Raw genomic sequence first — 18,856 nt, 5'->3', positions numbered from 1 at the left:
TGTCCACGCCTGTATCGTAGAAAACCTGCTCGTTCCCCTTTGGCTGCAAATTTTCCATAAAAAAACCAACAAGCATATAATGCTACCTAAAAACCGATAACAAGCGGTTAACTCCAAGCCTAGGGGCTATTTGCTTTTCTTTTGGCTCAAAAACCCAAGGTATACAAAATAGCCCAAAATGACTACCTCAAGAAAGACTCACTAAGTATCGGTGAGTCTTTTTGATCAAGATGCTAATCAAGGGATAAATAGAATGCAATCGCATCATCGGGTGCCATTGCACGACATTATGATGTGTTAGTTAAAAGGACTGTTTTCATGAACCGAAAAATTATCGCTACAGCATTCTTGGCTTCCGTTATGTCTGCCCCTGCCGTATTGGCAGCAAACGGTACCATTAACTTTGTTGGGGAAGTTCTTCCTGAAGCATGTGTGGTAGATACCAATTCTCAAAACCTGACTGTAACGCTGGGCAAAGTATTCTCTTCAGCCTTTACCGGTACAGGTTCTACCGCAGCACCAACAAAATTCCAACTGATCCTGAAAGATTGCCCAGTAACCGCCAACAAAGCTGTCGTTAAATTCGACGGTATCAGTGTTGCAGGCGATAACAGCATGCTCGCTTTAACCAAAGGCGCAAACACCGCTCAAGGTGTGGCAATCCAGTTGTCTGATGCCACTCAGCAGGTTGTTAATCTGTTCGAAAGCTCACAGCCTTACACATTAGTGACCGGCTTGGGTACAACAAACAAACTGGACTTCGTTGCTCGCTATAGAGCGATCGCAGACGACGTGACGCCAGGCGCAGCTAACGCGACCTCTCAGTTTACGATCGTCTACCAGTAAGTTTAGTTAGCCGTTTACGGTAATACATATTAACCAAGGCCGTAATTAATGAGCGGCCTTTTTTAATATGAATAAATTTCATAAGAGGACCTGTGCTAAAAAACAAGACGAAAGGGGCATGTGTGGAAAAAAGCGCTGTATTTCAAATCGCATTAATTGATGATTGTACAATGTCAAAGGTGGGCTTTGAGTCTTTGTTATCCTACATACCGATGACCTGTAATCTTCATCGCGCCAATAATTTAACCGAGTTAAAAGGCGTTCTGATTAAAGAAGATATACAGATTGTTGTGATAGAACCTTTCAGTGCAGACAAAGCATTATTTCAGGTTATTGATTTTATTCATTGGGTAAAAAACACCCTACCTGAAGTGAAAATTGTAGTATTAACACGGATTCAGGATAAAACAACGCTACGTTCTCTCCACCATATCGATGTTCATGCGCTTATCTCTAAAAACGAACGCCTTGGTGAAATATCGAACCTGATTATTCAGGTGATGGAGAACAACAATGTCTGTAGTCAACACATTAGCAGGCTATTAAATAGCAGAGCAAAACCAGCACACCCATTTTTGACGGAGGCCGAGCTTACTGTTTTGAACTATTTCTTACGTGGTATTACACAGAAAAAAATCGCTGACCTCACGAATAGAAGTGCAAAAACCATCAGTTGTCACAAACGTAATGCCATGCGAAAGCTGGGGGTCAAGGGGAATACCGGCTTGGTTGCCTTTGCCAAAACAGCATCAGGCAATAGCCTGCTTAACTATCAGGGCAGTGAAATGTACGTGAAAGATTTTGAATACTGCGGGCCTGCTGCATGATAGTAAAAAGATGAATAGAAAGGGTTGAAGGATATCGCTCAGGCTCGTGATGCAATAAAACGCTCCTTTGGCTCACGGTGAGCCTACATTTTTACAATTAGAAATGGAATGTACAAAACATAACATCAGCATAACCAAAGTTATTATCACGGCAGATTAAAAATGGGCAATATAACGCCCAATGGGGTAATTCCCTCAGAGGCGTTATTTCACATAACAATAAACCTCAGATTGTAGGATCTGCACGGAATAATAAAGCTGCTGTTAGTTTTCTACTTTTTCGCTCACAGAATATAGGAAATTCTATTATGAAATTATGGCATAAAGCATTGCTCGGCGGGTTACTGCTGAGCGCACTGAGCGCATCAGCAGGCGTCATCGTTGGCGGTACCCGAGTGATCTATGACGGCGGTAAAAAAGAGACCGCTCTCAGCGTGAAGAACCCCGATAAAGTGCCTTATCTCATCCAATCCTGGGTTGATACCCAGGAAGGTGGGCAAACCAAAGCACCTTTTATTATTACCCCACCACTGTTCAGGCTGAATGCAGAGCAGAATAACGTGCTGCGCATTGTTCGCGCCGGGGGCAACCTGCCAGAAGATAAAGAATCCCTGTTCTGGCTGAATATCAAGTCTATTCCTTCCGCAGAGAGAGTGGATAACACCCTGCAGATCGCGGTCAAGACCCGCATCAAGCTGATTTATCGCCCGGCTGGCGTAAAAGGCACGTTGGATGACGCGGCGCAAAACCTCAAATGGCAACGCAGCGGCAATACATTACAGGCAACCAACAGCTCCCCTTACTACCTGAGCTTCTACTCCATCTCCATCGGCGGTAAAGAACTGCCCGAAGTGACCATGGTGGCCCCGCACACCACGGCGAGCTATACGCTGCCCGCAGGCGTGGCAGGCAATACGGTCAGTTGGAAGATCATCAATGACTACGGCGGCACCAGCGATGCCTTCCAGTCTCCTCTGTAACACAGGTAACCAGAAAACATCAGGGTTTCACCCGTGAACAGGAATCTGAGCATGATCTATATGCCAAGCAATTACCGCACTAAAAAGAAGATGCAGCATTTCAAGCTATTGCCGTTGGCTTGCCTGATTGGCTTGATGGTGGCCGATCTACGCGTAGCCCAGGCACGTGAATATTTTAATCCGGAACTGCTGCAAATCGATAACCCGGCACAAGCGGGGGCCGACCTGTCGGTATTTGAAGAAGGCGATAGTCAAGCTCCTGGGACTTATCGTGTAGACGTCTTATTAAATGGCCAGGTAGTCAACTCACGTGAAGTGGAGTTTGTCCAGCATCGCGACAAGACAGGAAAGACCAGCCTGCAACCCTGCCTGAGCACCAGCGATCTGGCCGCTCTCGGGGTCAATACCGCCGCATTCAGCGCCTTGAAAGCGGACAACAAGTGCGTTGATTTGCCAACGGCGATCCCCAACGCCTATACCGAATTCCAGTTTAGCAACCAGCAGTTGAACCTGAGCATTCCGCAAGCCGCGCTGAAAAACGAGGCCCGTGGCTATGTGGCACCGGAAAAATGGCAGCAGGGGATCCCGGCGCTGTTGGCCAACTACAGCTTCAGCGGCTCCAACTCTCGTGCCAGCGATCATACGGCAGCCAGCAACAGTTATTACCTGAACCTGCGCAGCGGCCTGAACGTCGGCCCTTGGCGCCTGCGTAACTATTCTGTCTGGAACCGGGAAAGTGGCAGCGATCAAGGCAATAGCCACTGGCAGTCGATCAATACCTATCTGCAGCGCGATATCCTCTTTTTGAAGAGCCAGTTGACGCTGGGAGATACCAACTCCTCCAGCGAAATCTTTGACAGCGTACCGCTACGCGGTGGTCAGTTGATGTCGGATGAAGAGATGCTGCCGGAAAGCCTGCGCGGCTATTCACCGGTGGTACGTGGCATCGCCAGAACCAACGCACAGGTCACCATTCGCCAGAATGGCTACGTGATTTATCAGAGCTATGTGTCTGCCGGGGCGTTTGTCATCAACGATCTCTACCCCACCGCGGGCAGTGGCGATCTGAACGTGACTATTACCGAAGCCGACGGCAGTGAACAGCGCCTGGTGGTGCCTTTCGCCTCGGTTCCGGTGTTACAACGCGAAGGACAACTGAAATACAGCCTCGCCGGTGGTCGTTACCGCCCGGCAGATAATAATGTGGACGAAGCCACCTTTGCTCAAGGCAGCATCATTTACGGTTTGCCTTGGGGGATGACAGCCTACAGCGGCGTACAGTTAGCCACCCACTATGAAGCACTCGCGCTAGGGCTCGGCAAGAATATGGGGCCGATCGGTGCGTTGTCTGCCGATGTCACCCAAGCCCATGCCACATTGGCTGAAGCTGACGAGAACAGCAGCAGCGGCCAGTCACTGCGCCTGCGTTACGGCAAGAGCTTTGCCGATAGCGGAACCAACGTCAGCCTGGCAGGGTATCGCTACTCCACCAAAGGGTTCTACACGTTGCAGGAAACGCTGGATACCTACACCCGGTCAACCAGGTTGCAGTCAGATTACCTGCAACATAAACGCAGCCGAGTGGAGTTGACGGTTAACCAGAATCTGGGGCAACAGGCAGGTTCTCTGTCGCTGAGCCTGGTGGATGAAGGTTACTGGAATGGGCAGAAAACCCGCTCCACCAGCGTGGGCTATAACAATAGCTGGCGCAGCATCAGCTATGGCATCAACTACAGCTACAACAAGAATGCCATCGGTAGCAACGGCAACGATCATCTGCTGGCATTGAACGTGAATATCCCGCTGTCCGGTTGGCTCAATAACTCCTGGGCCAGTTACAGCATGAACAGCAGTAACCAGGGGCGAGTCAGCCACAACCTGGGGCTTAGCGGCACCGCGCTGGAGCGAAACAATCTGAACTGGTCCGTGGCGCAGGGCTACAGCAGCCAACAAAACGGCAGTAATGGCAACCTGTCAACCAGCTATCAGGGCGGCAGCGGCCAGGTCAACGCGGGCTACAGCTATGGCAGCCAGCAGCAGCGGCTCAACTACGGGGTTCAGGGCGGTATTCTGGTGCATGAAAACGGCGTCACCTTGTCACAATCGCTGGGTGAAACGGTGGCATTAGTGAAAGCGCCGGGTGCCAAAGGGGTCAGCGTGGCCAACAATATCGGGGTGAAAACCGACTGGCGTGGCTATGCCGTGGTGCCTTACATCACACCGTACCGTAATAACGCGCTCGGGCTGGATACCGCGACTCTGCCCGACGATGTCGAGCTGGAACTGACCTCAAAAACGGTGACGCCAACGCGCGGTGCGGTGGTGGTGGCCGATTATCAAACCCGTATCGGCCAGCGAGTCATGATGACGCTGCTGCGTGCCAACGGCCAGCCAGTGCCGTTTGGCGCCACGGTGACCGACCTTGCCAGCGCAGGTGAAAGCGGCAGCATCGTCGGCGATGGTGGTGAAGTCTACTTAACCGGTATGGCCGAAAAAGGAACGCTGCAGGTGCAGTGGGGAAAAACCCACGAACAACAGTGCCAGGTAAGCTATCGCCTGTCACCACGCGGTGAGAAGGCAACGGGTCTGCAGATAATTAACGGCCAGTGTCAATAAGGATGAAACTGTGAAATTACTTTCGATAGGAAAAACCGTCTTTGTGCTGGCAACCCTGATGGTTTCCAGCCTGGCGCAGGCGGCTTGTCGCTTTGGCGAGGCGGGCTCCGCCCAAACCGGCACGCTCAATTTTGGGAGTGTCATTGTACAGCGTGACTCCCCCGTCGGCACGGTATTGGCCACCGCAACAACAGGGGCCGTTGGCGAAGGCGCGACGTTATTTGGCTGTGATACTGCATGGACATCCAACCTGGCCCTGACAAGATTTACCACGCTCTCCAGCATCAGCGATGTCTACCAAACCAACCTGAGCGGCGTGGGGATAAAAATCACCACGGGAGGAGGCCGGGTATTCCCCAGCACGGTGGATTGGGTGGCGAATACCTTTCCCACGGTTGCAGCACCGGGGATCACCGCTTATCTGGTGAAAACCAGCGTAGGCGGGGTTCAAGGGGGGAGTATTACCCCAGGTAACGCCGCGAAGTTTGTCGCGGTGGGAAACACGCAATATTACACTGACTTCAATATCGGCACTTCCACCATCGTCCCGGTGGCCTGTTCTGTACAGACACCCAGCATCACCGTGCCCTTGGGGGACGTACAGGCCACCCTGTTTACCGGCGTGAACAGCACCCTGGCAACCAAGAGTTTTAACCTGGGCCTGAATTGCGATGCCGGTGCCAAAGTTAATGTCTCGATGTCCGGCACCCAGAATACCGATACAGCCAATACCAGCGTCTTGGCACTCAGTGGCGCAGGCAATGCCGACGTAGCTAAAGGCGTGGGAGCCCAGATCCTCTATAACGGTACGCCAATGACCATTGGTCAAAATCTGCTGTTGAAAACCTCAACAGGCGGTGTTGAAGCCTTCGGCTTCCAGGCTCGCTATTTCCAGACTCTGGCCACGGTGATACCGGGTAAAGCCAATGCTACCGCTACGCTGAATATTACCTATCAATAATAAACGGGCAATAGGGGCCCCATCCAGTGGCCTGAAATAACCATAATCTCAGATTGCCATTTAAAGCGGGAATATTGAGCCATTAAATATATAGTTCTTTTTATTTAGAGAATGATAATGGCTGCCTACAGAAAAACAGACATATTTTATTCATCGAGGTTTAAATGGAAAAGATCAGGACGATAATTTCTGTTGGTCTGTTACTGCAAGGTTTTCTATTTAACGCTAACGCTGCGGATATTAACGTCAGCGGCCAGGTCGTTGCCTCTCCTTGCATTATAGATGTCGGCACAGTTAATCAATCGGTTGATTTCGGCAAATTGCAGTTGCGTGATTTGTCCGCAACTGGCAGCACCAGTGATTGGATACCCATCACCCTAAAGTTGACCGCTTGCCCGGTATCAACCAGCAAAGTGATCGCCAATTTCAGCGGTACTGCCAGTGGTGATGACAATACGCTTTATGCCAATACGGGTACGGCAAGGAATATCGCTATTCATCTGGCTGATGTCACGCGCGCACAGAAGTTGGGAACGGGGAGCAGCTTGACCGTTGCGGTGGATTCCGCATCAAGAACCGCCACAGTTCCCCTTGCTAGCCGATTGTTGAGCGTTAACGGTATGAGTGAAGGTGGAACCATTGCAGGTGTAGTGCAGGTTAATTTTACTTACCAGTAAATAGCCTGCTGTATGGCTATAAAAAATATAAAGCGTTTTCTCACTGAGAAATACACCATCAAATATCAATATTGGGATTATAGAATGAAAAAGTCATTTAAATTGGCATACTGCGGTTTAGCGTTATTAGTTGCACACAGCATGGCCGTTAACGCAGCTGATATCAGTACCATCAACATTACGGGGAATGTTGTTGCCTCTCCTTGCGTGATTGACGCCAGCAACGCCACTGTCAATATTGACCTAGGGGATATTCAGGCCTCCACTCTGCTAACGTCGGGATTGGGTAGCCCTTGGAAAGCCTTTAATATCGTCCTGAAAAGCTGCCCGGTTTCAACCACCAAGGTAAACGTGGTATTTAGCGGCACGCCAGATACCGGGGATGCCACCCGCTATAAAAGCACCGGTACGGCAACCAACCTCTCTGTTGAGTTAACCGACAGCACTGGCGTCAACTTTGGTAATACCAAAGGGACCACCATCAACGTGGCAGCCAATACCGCCACCTTCGCACTGAGGACTCGTGCTTATTCAAAAGGCACGGTGATGCCAGGCACCATTAATGCCACCGTGGTTGCCTCGTTTACCTATAATTAATGCATTTCCCGTAATTTAAGGGGCTAGATTCGGTTTTACCGCGCTTTATATCTCTCTCTTCAAATTTCATAAGGGGTTGGTTATCCTTCCCCCTTATTTACTGTGTATTTTCATGCACGAAGATCACCCAATCCCCCCCTTCAAGCTCGGCAATCACATTCGGCTGGATTGCTGAATAACGCTGTTGCGTGCAAGCGCTAAACCTTAAGGCTGAGCGCAGTATTGCCAACGCTAGCGCCCAGTTCCAATGATCTATCACTAAGCCCCTCGACGCAGAATAAGTTCGCACAAAGTGTCTGGTATTTAAATCTATACTTACAGATACCCATGCGGCCAGTACCAGATGAACCTGACTTCGCCGTCATGCCGTCAACAGACGGTGGTTTTGCACATAACTAACAGACTTGGTCTGTAAGGAAGAAAATGGTGAAATTGCTTTCGCTAGGAAAAATCACATTTGCGTTGGCAGCATTGATGGTTTCCGGTCTGGCACAAGCGGCTTGTCGCTTTGGCGAGGCGGGTTCCGCCCAAACCGGCACGCTCAATTTTGGGAGTGTCATTGTACAGCGTGACTCCCCCGTCGGCACGGTATTGACCACGGCAACAACAGGGGCCGTTGGCGGAGGTGCAACGTTATTTGGCTGTGATGTTGCATGGACATCCAACCTGGCCCTGACAAGATTTACCACGCTCTCTAGCATCAGCGATGTCTACCAAACCAACCTGAGCGGCGTGGGATTAAAAATCACCACGGGAGGAGGCCGGGTATTCCCCAGCACGGTGGATTGGGCGGCGAATACCTTTCCCACGGTTGCAGCACCGGGGATCACCGCTTATCTGGTAAAAACCAGTGCCACCGGGGTTCAAGGGGGGAGTATTACCCCAGGTAACGCTGCGAAGTTTGTCGCGGTGGGAAACACGCAATATTACACTGACTTCAATATCGGCACTTCCACCATCGTCCCGGTGGCCTGTTCTTTACAGACGCCCAACGTCACCGTGCCATTGGGGGACGTGCAAGCGACCCTGTTTACCGGCGTGGGTAGCACCCTGGCAACCAAGAGTTTCAACCTGGGCCTGAATTGCGATGCCAATACCCGAGTCAATGTCTCGATGACGGGCACCCAGAATGCCGATACGGCCAATACCAGCGTCTTGGCACTCAGTGGTGCTGGCAATACCGACGTTGCCAAAGGCGTGGGAACCCAGATCCTCTATAACAGCACGCCAATAACCATTGGTGCCAATCTGCTGTTGAAAACCTCAACCGGTGGTGTTGAAACCTTCGGCTTCCAGGCTCGCTATTATCAGACCTTGGCCACGGTGATGCCCGGCAAGGCCAATACTACCGCCACGCTGAACATCAACTATCAATAAGTAGGCGAGACGAACGGTATTTACACTTTGTCATAGCTTGTACAAAAAACAACACGGGTATAACCAAAGTCCCCATCAAGGGGCCACAAATCATCGTAATCTAAGCCTGTCATTTAGAACTGGAATATTGCCCCGGATTAAATGTCTAGACAGCTATTTTGAGGGAAAGAAACGGGCTGCCGATAAGAAACAGTCATGGTTTATTCATAGAGGTTTGAATGGGAAAGGTCATAACGATAATTTCGGCCGGGTTATTATGGCCAGGCTTTCTATTTAGCGCTAATGCTTCGGACATTAACATTAGCGGTCAAGTGGTCGCCTCACCTTGTATTATCGATATCGCTACGGCAAATCAAACGGTTGATTTTGGTAAATTACAGCAGCGTGATTTGTCAGTGGCCGGTAGCGCAAGTGAGTGGATACCTCTAGATCTCAAACTGACCGCCTGCCCGATATCAACCAGCAAAGTGATTGCCAACTTTAGCGGTACGGCCAGCAGCGATGACAATACGCTTTATGCCAACTCGGGTACGGCAAGGAATATTGCCATTCATCTGGCTGATGCCACCCGTACACAGAAACTGGGAGCGGGGAGCAGTCTGGCCGTTCTGGTGGACGCAGAATCAAGAACAGCAACAGTACCACTGGCCAGCCGATTATTGAGCGTTAACGGCATGAATGAAGGTGGAACTATTTCAGGTGCAGTGCAAATTAATTTCACCTACCAATAATCCTCTGCGTACCTATAAAAAATATAAAGCGTTTTCCCGTTAAGAAATACAAGGTCAAATATCAAATCTGGAGGGGTAAAATGAAAAAATCAATGAAATTGGGATATTGCGGTTTAACCTTATTCGCCTCATACAGCATGGCTGTTCATTCGGCTGATATCAGTACGATTAATATCACGGGAAATGTCGTGGCATCCCCTTGTGTGGTGGATAGCAGCAACTCCATCATCAACATTGACCTGGGGGAAATTCAGGCTTCTTCTCTGACAGCAGCAGGAGCCGCCGGTGATTGGAAGCCTTTCAGCATTACGCTGACCAGTTGCCCGATCTCAACCACCAAGGTCACCGTTGCCTTTAGCGGTACGCCAGACAGTACCGATGCAACCCGCTATAAGAACCTGGGTACAGCGACCAACCTGAATGTCGAGTTGGCAGGCGCTGCCAGTGGTAATAATCTCGGCAATGGGCAAACAACCTATACCACGGTGAATGGCACATCAAACAATGCAGTGTTCAACCTGAAAACCCGGGCTTATGCCACAGGGACCGTGATGCCAGGTTCAATCAATGCCTCTGTCGTTGCCTCATTTACCTACAACTAATGCTATTCACGCAATGAGAGAGTCTAAAGTCTATTTCACCGTACTTTAGGCTGCCTTGGTACAGATGCCGTAGCGATACAATCAAAAAAACGATTGGTAATAGCCACACAAAACTAACAACAAAAAAAGCCCACACAATGTTCATTGCGTTCATATACTTTCTAAAGGCGTACAAGAATCGCTTTAGAGCGTATGTCGCCCATAAGTAATAAACCGTAATGTCATGTTTTGCCGACGTACACACTCACTTTGCAAACCTTTGGCGATAAATCTACGGGTTTAGTGATTTTCTGATCGCAGATTGCGGGAGATTCCACGATGAAATTATGGCATAAGGCGCTACTCGGCGGATTGTTACTGGCCTCATTGAGCGCCTCAGCAGGCGTGATCGTCGGTGGCACTCGAGTGATCTATGACGGCGGCAAGAAAGAAGCCGCGCTCAGCGTGAAAAACCCAGATAAAACGGCCTATCTTATCCAATCCTGGGTTGATACCCAGGAAGGCGGGCAGGCCAAAGCCCCTTTCGTGATCACTCCACCGCTGTTCAGGCTGAATGCCGGGCAAGATAACGTACTGCGCATCGTCCGCGCCGGGGGCAACCTGCCGGAAGATAAAGAATCCCTGTTCTGGCTGAATATCAAGTCCATTCCTTCTGCGGAGAAGGTGGAGAACACCCTGCAGATCGCGGTCAAGACCCGCATCAAGCTGATTTATCGCCCGGCGGGCGTAAAAGGCTCCCTTAATGACGCGGCGAAAAGCCTCAAATGGCAGCGCAGCGGTAATACATTACAGGCGACCAACAACTCCCCTTATTACCTGAGCTTCTTTTCCATCTCCATCGGCGGTAAAGAACTGCCCGAAGTGACCATGGTGGCACCGAATGCCACAGTGAGCTATACGCTGCCCGCAGGCATGACGGGTAATGCGGTCAGTTGGAAGATCATCAATGACTATGGCGGCACCAGCGATGCCTTCCAGTTTTCCTTATAACGCTGGCGACCATAATGAGCGTTAGCCACGATTAACGTGCGCACTCATGCGGCCGTGTTAAATCAATCCAGGGCTAAACCTGTGAATTGCAATCTACAAGTGGGCTATATCTCTGACACATACACACCTGAAAAAAACAGGCTCCACTGCCGCCTGATTCCCTGGATGTGTCTGCTTGGCTTGCTGGTGCTCGACCTGCACGTGGCCCAGGCGCGTGAATATTTTAACCCGGAACTGCTGCAAATCGATAACCCGGCACAGGCAGGGGCCGACCTGTCGGTGTTTGAAGAGGGGGGTACCCAGGCTCCTGGTTTATACCGGATCGACTTGCTGCTGAATAACCAGGCCATGGATTCGCGCGAGATGGAGTTTGTCCAGCGTCAGGATGATGCAGGTAATAGCAGCCTGCAACCCTGCCTGAGTACCCGCGATCTGGCCACACTCGGGGTGAACGTCGCGGCGTTCAATGCCTTGACGGAAAACAACCGCTGTGTCGATCTGCCGATCGCGATCCCTGGTGCCTATACCGAGTTCTATTTCAACAACCAGCAGTTGAACCTGAGCATTCCACAGGCGGCACTAAAGAGCGAAGCCCGTGGCTACGTGGCACCCGATCAATGGCAGCAAGGCGTTACAGCCCTGTTAGCCAACTACAGTTTCAACGGCTCCAACACCCGTGCCGGTGAAAATTCGGCGGCCAGCAACAGCTACTACCTGAATCTGCGCAGCGGCCTGAACGCTGGCCCTTGGCGCCTGCGCAACTATTCCGTCTGGAACCGGGAAAGCGGCAACGACGATCGCCAGCAGCAAAGTCACTGGCAATCCATCAATACCTACCTGCAACGCGATATCACTTTTTTGAAGAGCCAGCTGACGCTGGGAGATACCAACTCCTCCAGCGAAATTTTCGACAGCGTGCCGCTGCGCGGTGGCCAGTTAATGTCGGATGAAGAGATGCTGCCGGAAAGCCTGCGCGGCTATTCACCGGTGGTGCGCGGCATTGCCAGAACCAACGCCCAGGTCACCATTCGCCAGAATGGCTACGTGATTTATCAGAGCTACGTCCCTGCCGGGGCGTTTGTTATCAACGATCTCTACCCCACCGGGGGCAGTGGCGATCTGAACGTCACCATTACCGAAGCCGATGGCAGTGAACAGCATCTGGTGATGCCTTTCGCCTCGGTACCGGTGCTACAACGTGAAGGGCAACTGAAATACAGCCTCGCTGGCGGGCGCTACCGCCCGGCCGATGATCGGGTTGAAAGCGCATCTTTTGTTCAGGCAACCGCGATCTATGGGCTGCCCTGGGGGATCACCTTATACGGCGGTGGGCAAACAGCCACCCACTACAACGCATACACGCTGGGGCTCGGCAAGAATATGGGGCCGATCGGTGCGTTGTCTGCTGATGTCACCCAGGCTCAAGCTACACCAGCAGACAGGCAGCGCAGTAGCGGCCAGTCACTGCGCCTGCGTTACGGCAAGAGCTTTGCCGATACCGGGACCAACGTCAGCCTGGCGAGTTATCGTTACTTCTCCAAAGGGTTTTATACGCTGCAGGAAACGCTGGATACCTACTCTCAGGCAACCGCGCAATCAATCGACGCCCCGCAGCACAGGCGCGGCCGAGTAGAGTTGACGGTTAACCAGAGTCTGGGGCAACAGGCAGGCTCTCTGTCACTGAGCCTGGTGGATGAAAGGGATTGGGACGGGCAGAGAACCCAAACCTTCGGCCTAGGCTATAACAACAGCTGGCACGCCATCAGCTACGGCATCAACTACAGCCAAAGCAAGAACCCCCTTAACAACCGGAGTACCGAACATTTACTGGCCTTGAACATCAGCATTCCGCTGCGCGGCTGGCTCAATAATTCCTGGGCGACCTACAACATGAACAGCAGCAATCAAGGGCGGGTCAGCCACAGCGTGGGGCTCAACGGCACAGCCTTGGAACAAAACAATCTGAGCTGGTCCGTAACACAGGGCTACAGCAGCCAACAAGACGGCAGCAACGGCAACCTGTCGACCAGCTACCGGGGCAACAGTGGCCAAGTCAATGCGGGTTACAGCTACGGGAGTCAGCAGCAACGGCTAAACTACGGTGTCCAAGGCGGTATTTTGGTTCACGCGAATGGCGTCACCTTGTCACAACCACTGGGCGAAACGGTAGCGCTGGTGAAAGCGCCGGGCGCTAAAGGGGTTGGCGTGACCAACAATATCGGAGTGAAAACCGACTGGCGTGGCTATGCCGTGGTGCCTTACGTCACTCCTTACCGCAATAATGCGCTCGGGCTGGATACTGCCACCCTGCCTGACGATGTCGAACTGGAATTGACCTCAAAAACGGTCATCCCAACGCGCGGTGCGGTGGTGGTGGCTGATTATCAACCTCGTATCGGCCAGCGGGTCATGATGACGCTGCTGCGGGCTAACGGAGAGCCGGTGCCATTTGGTGCCACCGTCACCGAAGCGACCAGTACCGAGGTGCATAGCAGCATCGTCGGCGACGGTGGCCAAGTCTATCTAACAGGAATGGAGGCACAAGGCTCTCTGCTGGTGCAATGGGGCAAAGAGAGTACACAACAATGCCAAGTCAGCTATCAGTTACCGTCACAATCACGTACAGAGCAAATCGCTGGCCTGATCATGGTCACTGGCAATTGCCTGTAGAGAGAAAATACCAATGGTATGCCCGCCTAATATGAATTGCAGATTCGCTCATAACCGGGACATTTACACTTGGTAATAGGTTGTACAAATAACAACACAGGGATAACCAAAGTCTCCATCAAGCATTTCGGAATAAACGTAAGCTAAGCCCATCATTTAGAGCCTGGGGTTCACCGGCATCAAATGAAACCACCACATGCGGTGACACAGAAGATAATTCGATGATGGTGCACCCCGGCACAATATCATTGGATTTCATGACATGAAGTGGCATTCAACAATGCCAAAAAACGGATTGAATAGAGATTTATGAAAAAGAACATCATTAGCGCTGCGTTGTTTTCTTTGGTTGTTGCCACCCCTGCGGTATTTGCTGCTGACGGTACCATTAATTTTATGGGCGAAATTACCGATGTGGCTTGTACGGTTGATACCGACTCACAGAACCTGACGGTCACACTGGGTAAAGTCGCCTCCAACACTTTCAGCGGCATCGGCAGTACGGCGGCCCCTACTCAGTTCCAACTGGTACTGAAAGATTGCCCGGTAGCGGCAACGACCGCAGTGGTGAAATTTGATGGCACCAGCGTTGCCGGTGACAACAGCGTACTGGCACTGACCCCTGGCGTAGATAGTGCTGAAGGTGTCGCCATCGAACTGTCCGATGCCAGCCAGCAGGTGGTTAATCTGTTTGAAAACTCCCAGCCTTACACCCTGGAAACCGGGGTAGGTTCGGTCACCAATCTGGATTTTACTGCTCGTTACAAAGCCATCTCCGACACCATTACTGCCGGTATTGCCAACGCCAGTGCCCAGTTCACGATCGTCTATCAGTAAGCCTTTCTGCATTCCGGCCATTGAATACTCAATGGCCGGAGCATGGCGCTTGTGACCTGCCTCATAAACGACGCTGGCGCCTGATGGTTATCTGCCATTGCTTATCGTCTTTCTCACTTTTCACCCGGTGAAATAACGTTTATTTGTTACCTACTCACCACGGCTTAAACCAGGTAAACAATTCCGATATCTCTCTCATAAACCCAGCGCCCTAACGCCATGGTTGCCCCTTTTCCCCAACGGCGCAAGCAGCATAGACTCTCATAACTTAATGATTTTAATCACAGTTAAAAATTCAATTAGCGAAACACCCTTCTGTGCAGCAATACCTCAAACCTGCATAGCAGCACCATAAGGCTAAAGAGTGATAACGGCTCTGGATGCACAGCATCAAGCGCTAAATGTCTAATTAAGCATTTCAACTGTCGCAAAAACCGAACTGCGTACATAATTAAACAGCAGGGTGGGCTCTTTTAAATAAGTGAATTCATTGTTTTATAGTACATGCAGGCAATGACACTTTTTAAATGATAAAAATTGTCGTTTTGGCGCAAACCAACAGACTTTTATTATCTCACTAATTTAATGAGAGTTTTTATGAATGAAAGAAAAACTATCGTTCTGGTTGAGGATGACAAACCTTTGGCAACATTGATTTCCGATTTTTTAAGGAATCATATGTTCGACGTTACCGTGATCGGTAATGGTGAATCTGCCGTAACCCATATCTTGCAGCATCATCCTGACCTGGTATTGCTGGATATCATGTTGCCCGGCAAAAGTGGTATGGATGTCTGTAAGGAACTCGGGGGGCTCTATCATGGGCCGATTATTATGTTAACGGCTCTGGGGGAAAGTCTCGATCAGATCTTGGGGTTAGAACTTGGGGCTGATGATTACATTATTAAACCCGTTGAACCTAGAGTGCTGCTGGCCAGGATCAGAGCCCAACTGCGTCGTGTTAATAAACCCATGACGCTAGAAAATAAAGAGCCGGTTAATCCAGCGCTGCATCTCGGGCAGTTGGTCATTATGCCAAGTTCCCGAACCGTTTTTCTGTATCAGCAGGAAATCCCTATGACGACAGCAGAATTTGATCTACTGCTGCTGTTGGCTAAAGACGCAGGCAAAGTTCTCACGCGCGATCAGCTGTTAATGGCACTGAAAGGCATTGATTTCGATGGGCTGGATCGCACAATAGATATTCACATCTCCCGATTACGCAGGAAGCTTGACGATAACACCGAAAACCCTAAAAAGATCAAAACTATCAGAGGAAAAGGGTATCTTCTGAATCGCGATGGTTGGAATGAATAGCACAGTCAGGGTGCCTAAAAGATGAAAATAAACAACTGGCCTAGAGTCATCATGTTTTTCAGGTTTTATCTCTTCTGCCTGCTATTTGGCTTCGTTATCTATACCATTATAGACTTTGTAAAAATACGTACCATGGAAGTCTTAACGGCCCGGGCGCACTATGAACTTATTCAGGAAACCATTAATTTGTTAGAAAAAAAATACCTTTTACATCAAGAGGGGTATTTAGAGAGTAAATTTAATGAACTGAATGAATACTCAATTTACTCTGTCAGTGTCGTGGGTGTGGTTAAACTCCAAAATAAACTCTCAGAGGATAAATATGCCAGATTACTTAAAGGCGAGATAGTCATCATTAATGAGAGTACTGCGCTTAAAAGAATCGGAGGAACGAATAAAGTTCTCTCTCTCAATGCAAGCCAGTTTGGTATTGGCAGCAGAGTATCAGAAGATCGGACTATAAGATATCGCGTATATATCAATGGAATGCTATGGCTTGCCTTATTAATTGCACTATTTTGTTATTGTTGGCTCAATCCCATTTGGTGTGACGTAAAGAAAATACGTCAAAAAGCCCTGCTTCTGAGTGCGGGAGATCTGAATGCCAGGGTAGAGGGTACATCATCGGTTATCTTCAAACCCATTGCCGCCGCGCTGGATGAGATGGCGGATAAAATTCAGGATGCAACCCTGATGCGTAGAGCCATGACGACTACCATGGCTCACGAGCTTCGTACCCCGATCGCCAGGATAAGGTTTCACCTCCATAACTATCTCGAAGAGAAAGAAGCTGATAATAAAGCAATGATAATGAATAATATCTACGAGGAAATTAATTGCGTAGAGTCATTAATTGATACTGCACTAAGCTATGCCAGTATTGCGAACTATAATAAAATATTCTCCCCGCAAAAACAGTATATCTCTACCTGGTTTGATGAACAGATTAATACAGCCACTAAGGGGAGTGAAAATATTCGGTTTATAAAAAATTATGACAGCAATCTTGGCTGGGTTTATATGGACATGAACTTAATGGAACGTGTATTGAGCAATTTGCTCGGCAATGCCAAAAAGTACACGGAGAGCATAGTTCAGGTGAGCGTAACACGTACTGAAGAAACCCTCACGTTTTCTGTCGAGGATAATGGCAAAGGGGTCCCTCCTGAGGATGTAGAGAAAGTCTTTAAACCGTTCTACAGGGGAAAAGGCAACAAGGAATTAGGGATTAGAGGTTTTGGTTTAGGGCTATCAATCGTATATAAAATCGTTGCCTTGCATCGTGGCACGGTCTACGTGAAAACCTCAGAACTTGGTGGCGCCTGTTTTGTCGTTGAGATACCTTGTGATTATCAACACCAATAACAGCCTTACATTTAGAAATATGTGCTACAAAAGACAACATAGAATAACTAAAATGCAACCAATGAGTAACCAAATTCACCACCTAAGAGCACATAAAATCAGTAGGATGCATGTATCAATCAGTGGCAGGCAGCAACAGGAAAAGTAGTGAGAACAAGAAAGTACTTAAACAAAAACGAGGTAGATCGTTTACTGGTCAGTGTTGCGCGCGGGAATAATTACTATCGGGATCAGTGTATGATTTTGATGTGCTATATCCATGGTTTTCGGGTCAGTGAGCTGACAGCTCTGAAACTCTCCGATATTGATTTAGTGAACAGAACAGTTCACGTCAGCAGGCTGAAAAATGGCTTTTCAGTTCAGCATCCGTTGCACGATGTTGAAATTACATTGCTCAACGCTTGGCTTGGGCAACGCTCGAGTTATTTAAACGCCGACAGTGGGTGGCTTTTTCTTTCGCGCCACGGAACACGGATCTCACGCCAACGATTTTATAAAGCGGTTAAAAGCTATGGGGAAAAAGCAGGAATCAGCGTGGTTGTTACCCCGCATATGCTGCGCCACTCTTGCGGTTATGCATTAGCTGAGCAAGGTATGGATACACGTCTGATTCAAGACTATCTTGGGCATAGAAATATTCGTCATACGGTGCTCTATACGGCCAGCAATGCGGCCAGGTTCAAGTCGATTGTTTTCTAAACGATACACAAGGACGTGCAGTATCTATTAGGATGACAAGAAATAACCACGAACTTCAGGCGAAGCTTAACGGGAACAACTTGTCTTTATGTATAAACAAAAACCTATAAAATCGGGTAATACCTTGCCTGAACCGTAGGGAAGGCGACGCTCTGGCGGGATTTTTCAACCTCACTTGAAATATAGTAGGCATCTCAATCTCAGACCGCAGCACCACCTAGGTGCAAACTCAATCCCAATTATAATTTTGAGATTCCCGATGAAACTCATCCATTAAATTTCTCGCCGCTAACGTTAAAGGCCGCTCTGAAGTGTAAATTAAGAAGAATTCCGCATTCGGCATCGACTCTTTCACTGGAATAGTACAAAGGTTTTGCGCGAGAAAATGCGTACGAACCATCGCTTTGGTCGCAATAGTCAGGTAATCAGCACTCATAACCATTTGTAAAGCGGCGGTACCCGTACCCCGCATTATGGCTTTTTTCTGATACGCTTTTGAACCAAATAATAATAACTCCAATTGGTCGTAATGCCCCATCGTTGTCACAGGAAAAAACCAATCCGCCTCCTGTAATTCGGCTAACGACGTGCAATTCGCCAAGGGATGCCCTTTGCGAACATATATAGCATATGAAGTATTAAATAGAGGTTCCTGTACCAGCCCACTCAGGTATTCAGAAGGAATGTTGGCACCGATGATAAAGTCAAGTTTGCCTATACGCAGGGATGGCAGCAGTTCGGAGATCTGCCCTTCCATGTTGGTA

General features: G+C 49.4%; 17 protein-coding genes. 16 read left to right on the top strand and 1 reads right to left on the bottom strand.

Going from position 1 to position 18,856, the window contains the following annotated elements:
- The first annotated feature begins 318 nt into the window (after nucleotides 1-318).
- The 16 genes from ACX9GT_RS03250 (at nucleotide 319) to ACX9GT_RS03175 (ending at nucleotide 18,092) form a co-directional block, all read left to right on the top strand.
- On the top strand, nucleotides 319-846 hold the full coding sequence (locus ACX9GT_RS03250; protein ID WP_473189789.1) for a fimbrial protein: 528 nt from the start codon (nucleotides 319-321) through the stop codon (nucleotides 844-846).
- Between the two features lie 122 nt (nucleotides 847-968).
- Nucleotides 969-1,673, top strand: a complete 705-nt coding sequence (locus ACX9GT_RS03245) for a helix-turn-helix transcriptional regulator (RefSeq protein ID WP_473189788.1) — start codon at nucleotides 969-971, stop codon at nucleotides 1,671-1,673.
- A gap of 308 nt (nucleotides 1,674-1,981) precedes the next feature.
- Nucleotides 1,982-2,653: a fimbrial biogenesis chaperone gene (locus ACX9GT_RS03240; protein ID WP_473189787.1), complete on the top strand. Its 672-nt coding sequence runs from the start codon at nucleotides 1,982-1,984 to the stop codon at nucleotides 2,651-2,653.
- Between the two features lie 60 nt (nucleotides 2,654-2,713).
- Entirely contained in the window at nucleotides 2,714-5,269 is a 2,556-nt protein-coding gene (locus ACX9GT_RS03235; protein ID WP_473191495.1) for a fimbria/pilus outer membrane usher protein, read from the top strand.
- Between the two features lie 10 nt (nucleotides 5,270-5,279).
- The gene (locus ACX9GT_RS03230) at nucleotides 5,280-6,230 is read left to right on the top strand and encodes a fimbrial protein (protein WP_473189786.1); all 951 of its coding nucleotides are present in this window, start codon (nucleotides 5,280-5,282) and stop codon (nucleotides 6,228-6,230) included.
- 164 nt (nucleotides 6,231-6,394) lie between these two features.
- Nucleotides 6,395-6,907 (top strand): fimbrial protein, encoded by a 513-nt coding sequence (locus ACX9GT_RS03225; RefSeq protein WP_473189785.1) that lies wholly within the window; start codon nucleotides 6,395-6,397, stop codon nucleotides 6,905-6,907.
- Between the two features lie 84 nt (nucleotides 6,908-6,991).
- Entirely contained in the window at nucleotides 6,992-7,504 is a 513-nt protein-coding gene (locus ACX9GT_RS03220; protein ID WP_473189784.1) for a fimbrial protein, read from the top strand.
- Nucleotides 7,505-7,927: 423 nt separating this feature from the next.
- Nucleotides 7,928-8,881, top strand: coding sequence for a fimbrial protein (locus ACX9GT_RS03215; RefSeq protein WP_473189783.1), 954 nt, complete (start codon nucleotides 7,928-7,930; stop codon nucleotides 8,879-8,881).
- Nucleotides 8,882-9,099: 218 nt separating this feature from the next.
- Nucleotides 9,100-9,612, top strand: a complete 513-nt coding sequence (locus tag ACX9GT_RS03210; RefSeq protein WP_473189782.1) for a fimbrial protein — start codon at nucleotides 9,100-9,102, stop codon at nucleotides 9,610-9,612.
- Between the two features lie 188 nt (nucleotides 9,613-9,800).
- Complete coding sequence (locus ACX9GT_RS03205) at nucleotides 9,801-10,214, top strand: fimbrial protein (protein WP_473189781.1); 414 nt, start codon at nucleotides 9,801-9,803, stop codon at nucleotides 10,212-10,214.
- A 318-nt stretch (nucleotides 10,215-10,532) separates the two neighbouring features.
- Nucleotides 10,533-11,204 carry a fimbrial biogenesis chaperone gene (locus tag ACX9GT_RS03200; protein ID WP_473189780.1) on the top strand — a complete coding sequence of 224 codons (672 nt, stop codon included), beginning with the start codon at nucleotides 10,533-10,535 and terminating at the stop codon, nucleotides 11,202-11,204.
- A 165-nt stretch (nucleotides 11,205-11,369) separates the two neighbouring features.
- On the top strand, nucleotides 11,370-13,874 hold the full coding sequence (locus ACX9GT_RS03195; RefSeq protein WP_473189779.1) for a fimbria/pilus outer membrane usher protein: 2,505 nt from the start codon (nucleotides 11,370-11,372) through the stop codon (nucleotides 13,872-13,874).
- A 309-nt stretch (nucleotides 13,875-14,183) separates the two neighbouring features.
- The gene (locus tag ACX9GT_RS03190) at nucleotides 14,184-14,711 is read left to right on the top strand and encodes a fimbrial protein (RefSeq protein ID WP_473189778.1); all 528 of its coding nucleotides are present in this window, start codon (nucleotides 14,184-14,186) and stop codon (nucleotides 14,709-14,711) included.
- Between the two features lie 597 nt (nucleotides 14,712-15,308).
- On the top strand, nucleotides 15,309-16,028 hold the full coding sequence (locus tag ACX9GT_RS03185; protein WP_473189777.1) for a winged helix-turn-helix domain-containing protein: 720 nt from the start codon (nucleotides 15,309-15,311) through the stop codon (nucleotides 16,026-16,028).
- Between the two features lie 21 nt (nucleotides 16,029-16,049).
- A complete protein-coding gene (locus ACX9GT_RS03180; protein WP_473189776.1) occupies nucleotides 16,050-17,393 on the top strand; it encodes an ATP-binding protein in 1,344 nt (447 codons plus the stop codon).
- Between the two features lie 147 nt (nucleotides 17,394-17,540).
- The gene (locus ACX9GT_RS03175) at nucleotides 17,541-18,092 is read left to right on the top strand and encodes a tyrosine-type DNA invertase (RefSeq protein WP_473189775.1); all 552 of its coding nucleotides are present in this window, start codon (nucleotides 17,541-17,543) and stop codon (nucleotides 18,090-18,092) included.
- 229 nt (nucleotides 18,093-18,321) lie between these two features.
- On the opposite strand, the gene ACX9GT_RS03170 is transcribed toward ACX9GT_RS03175, so the two are convergent.
- A complete protein-coding gene (locus tag ACX9GT_RS03170) occupies nucleotides 18,322-18,849 on the bottom strand; it encodes a LysR substrate-binding domain-containing protein (RefSeq protein WP_473189774.1) in 528 nt (175 codons plus the stop codon).
- Nucleotides 18,850-18,856: the final 7 nt, after the last annotated feature.

This window comes from Serratia sp. YWN4, assembly GCF_055790845.1.
This window is presented reverse-complemented; position numbering and strand designations above follow the sequence as displayed.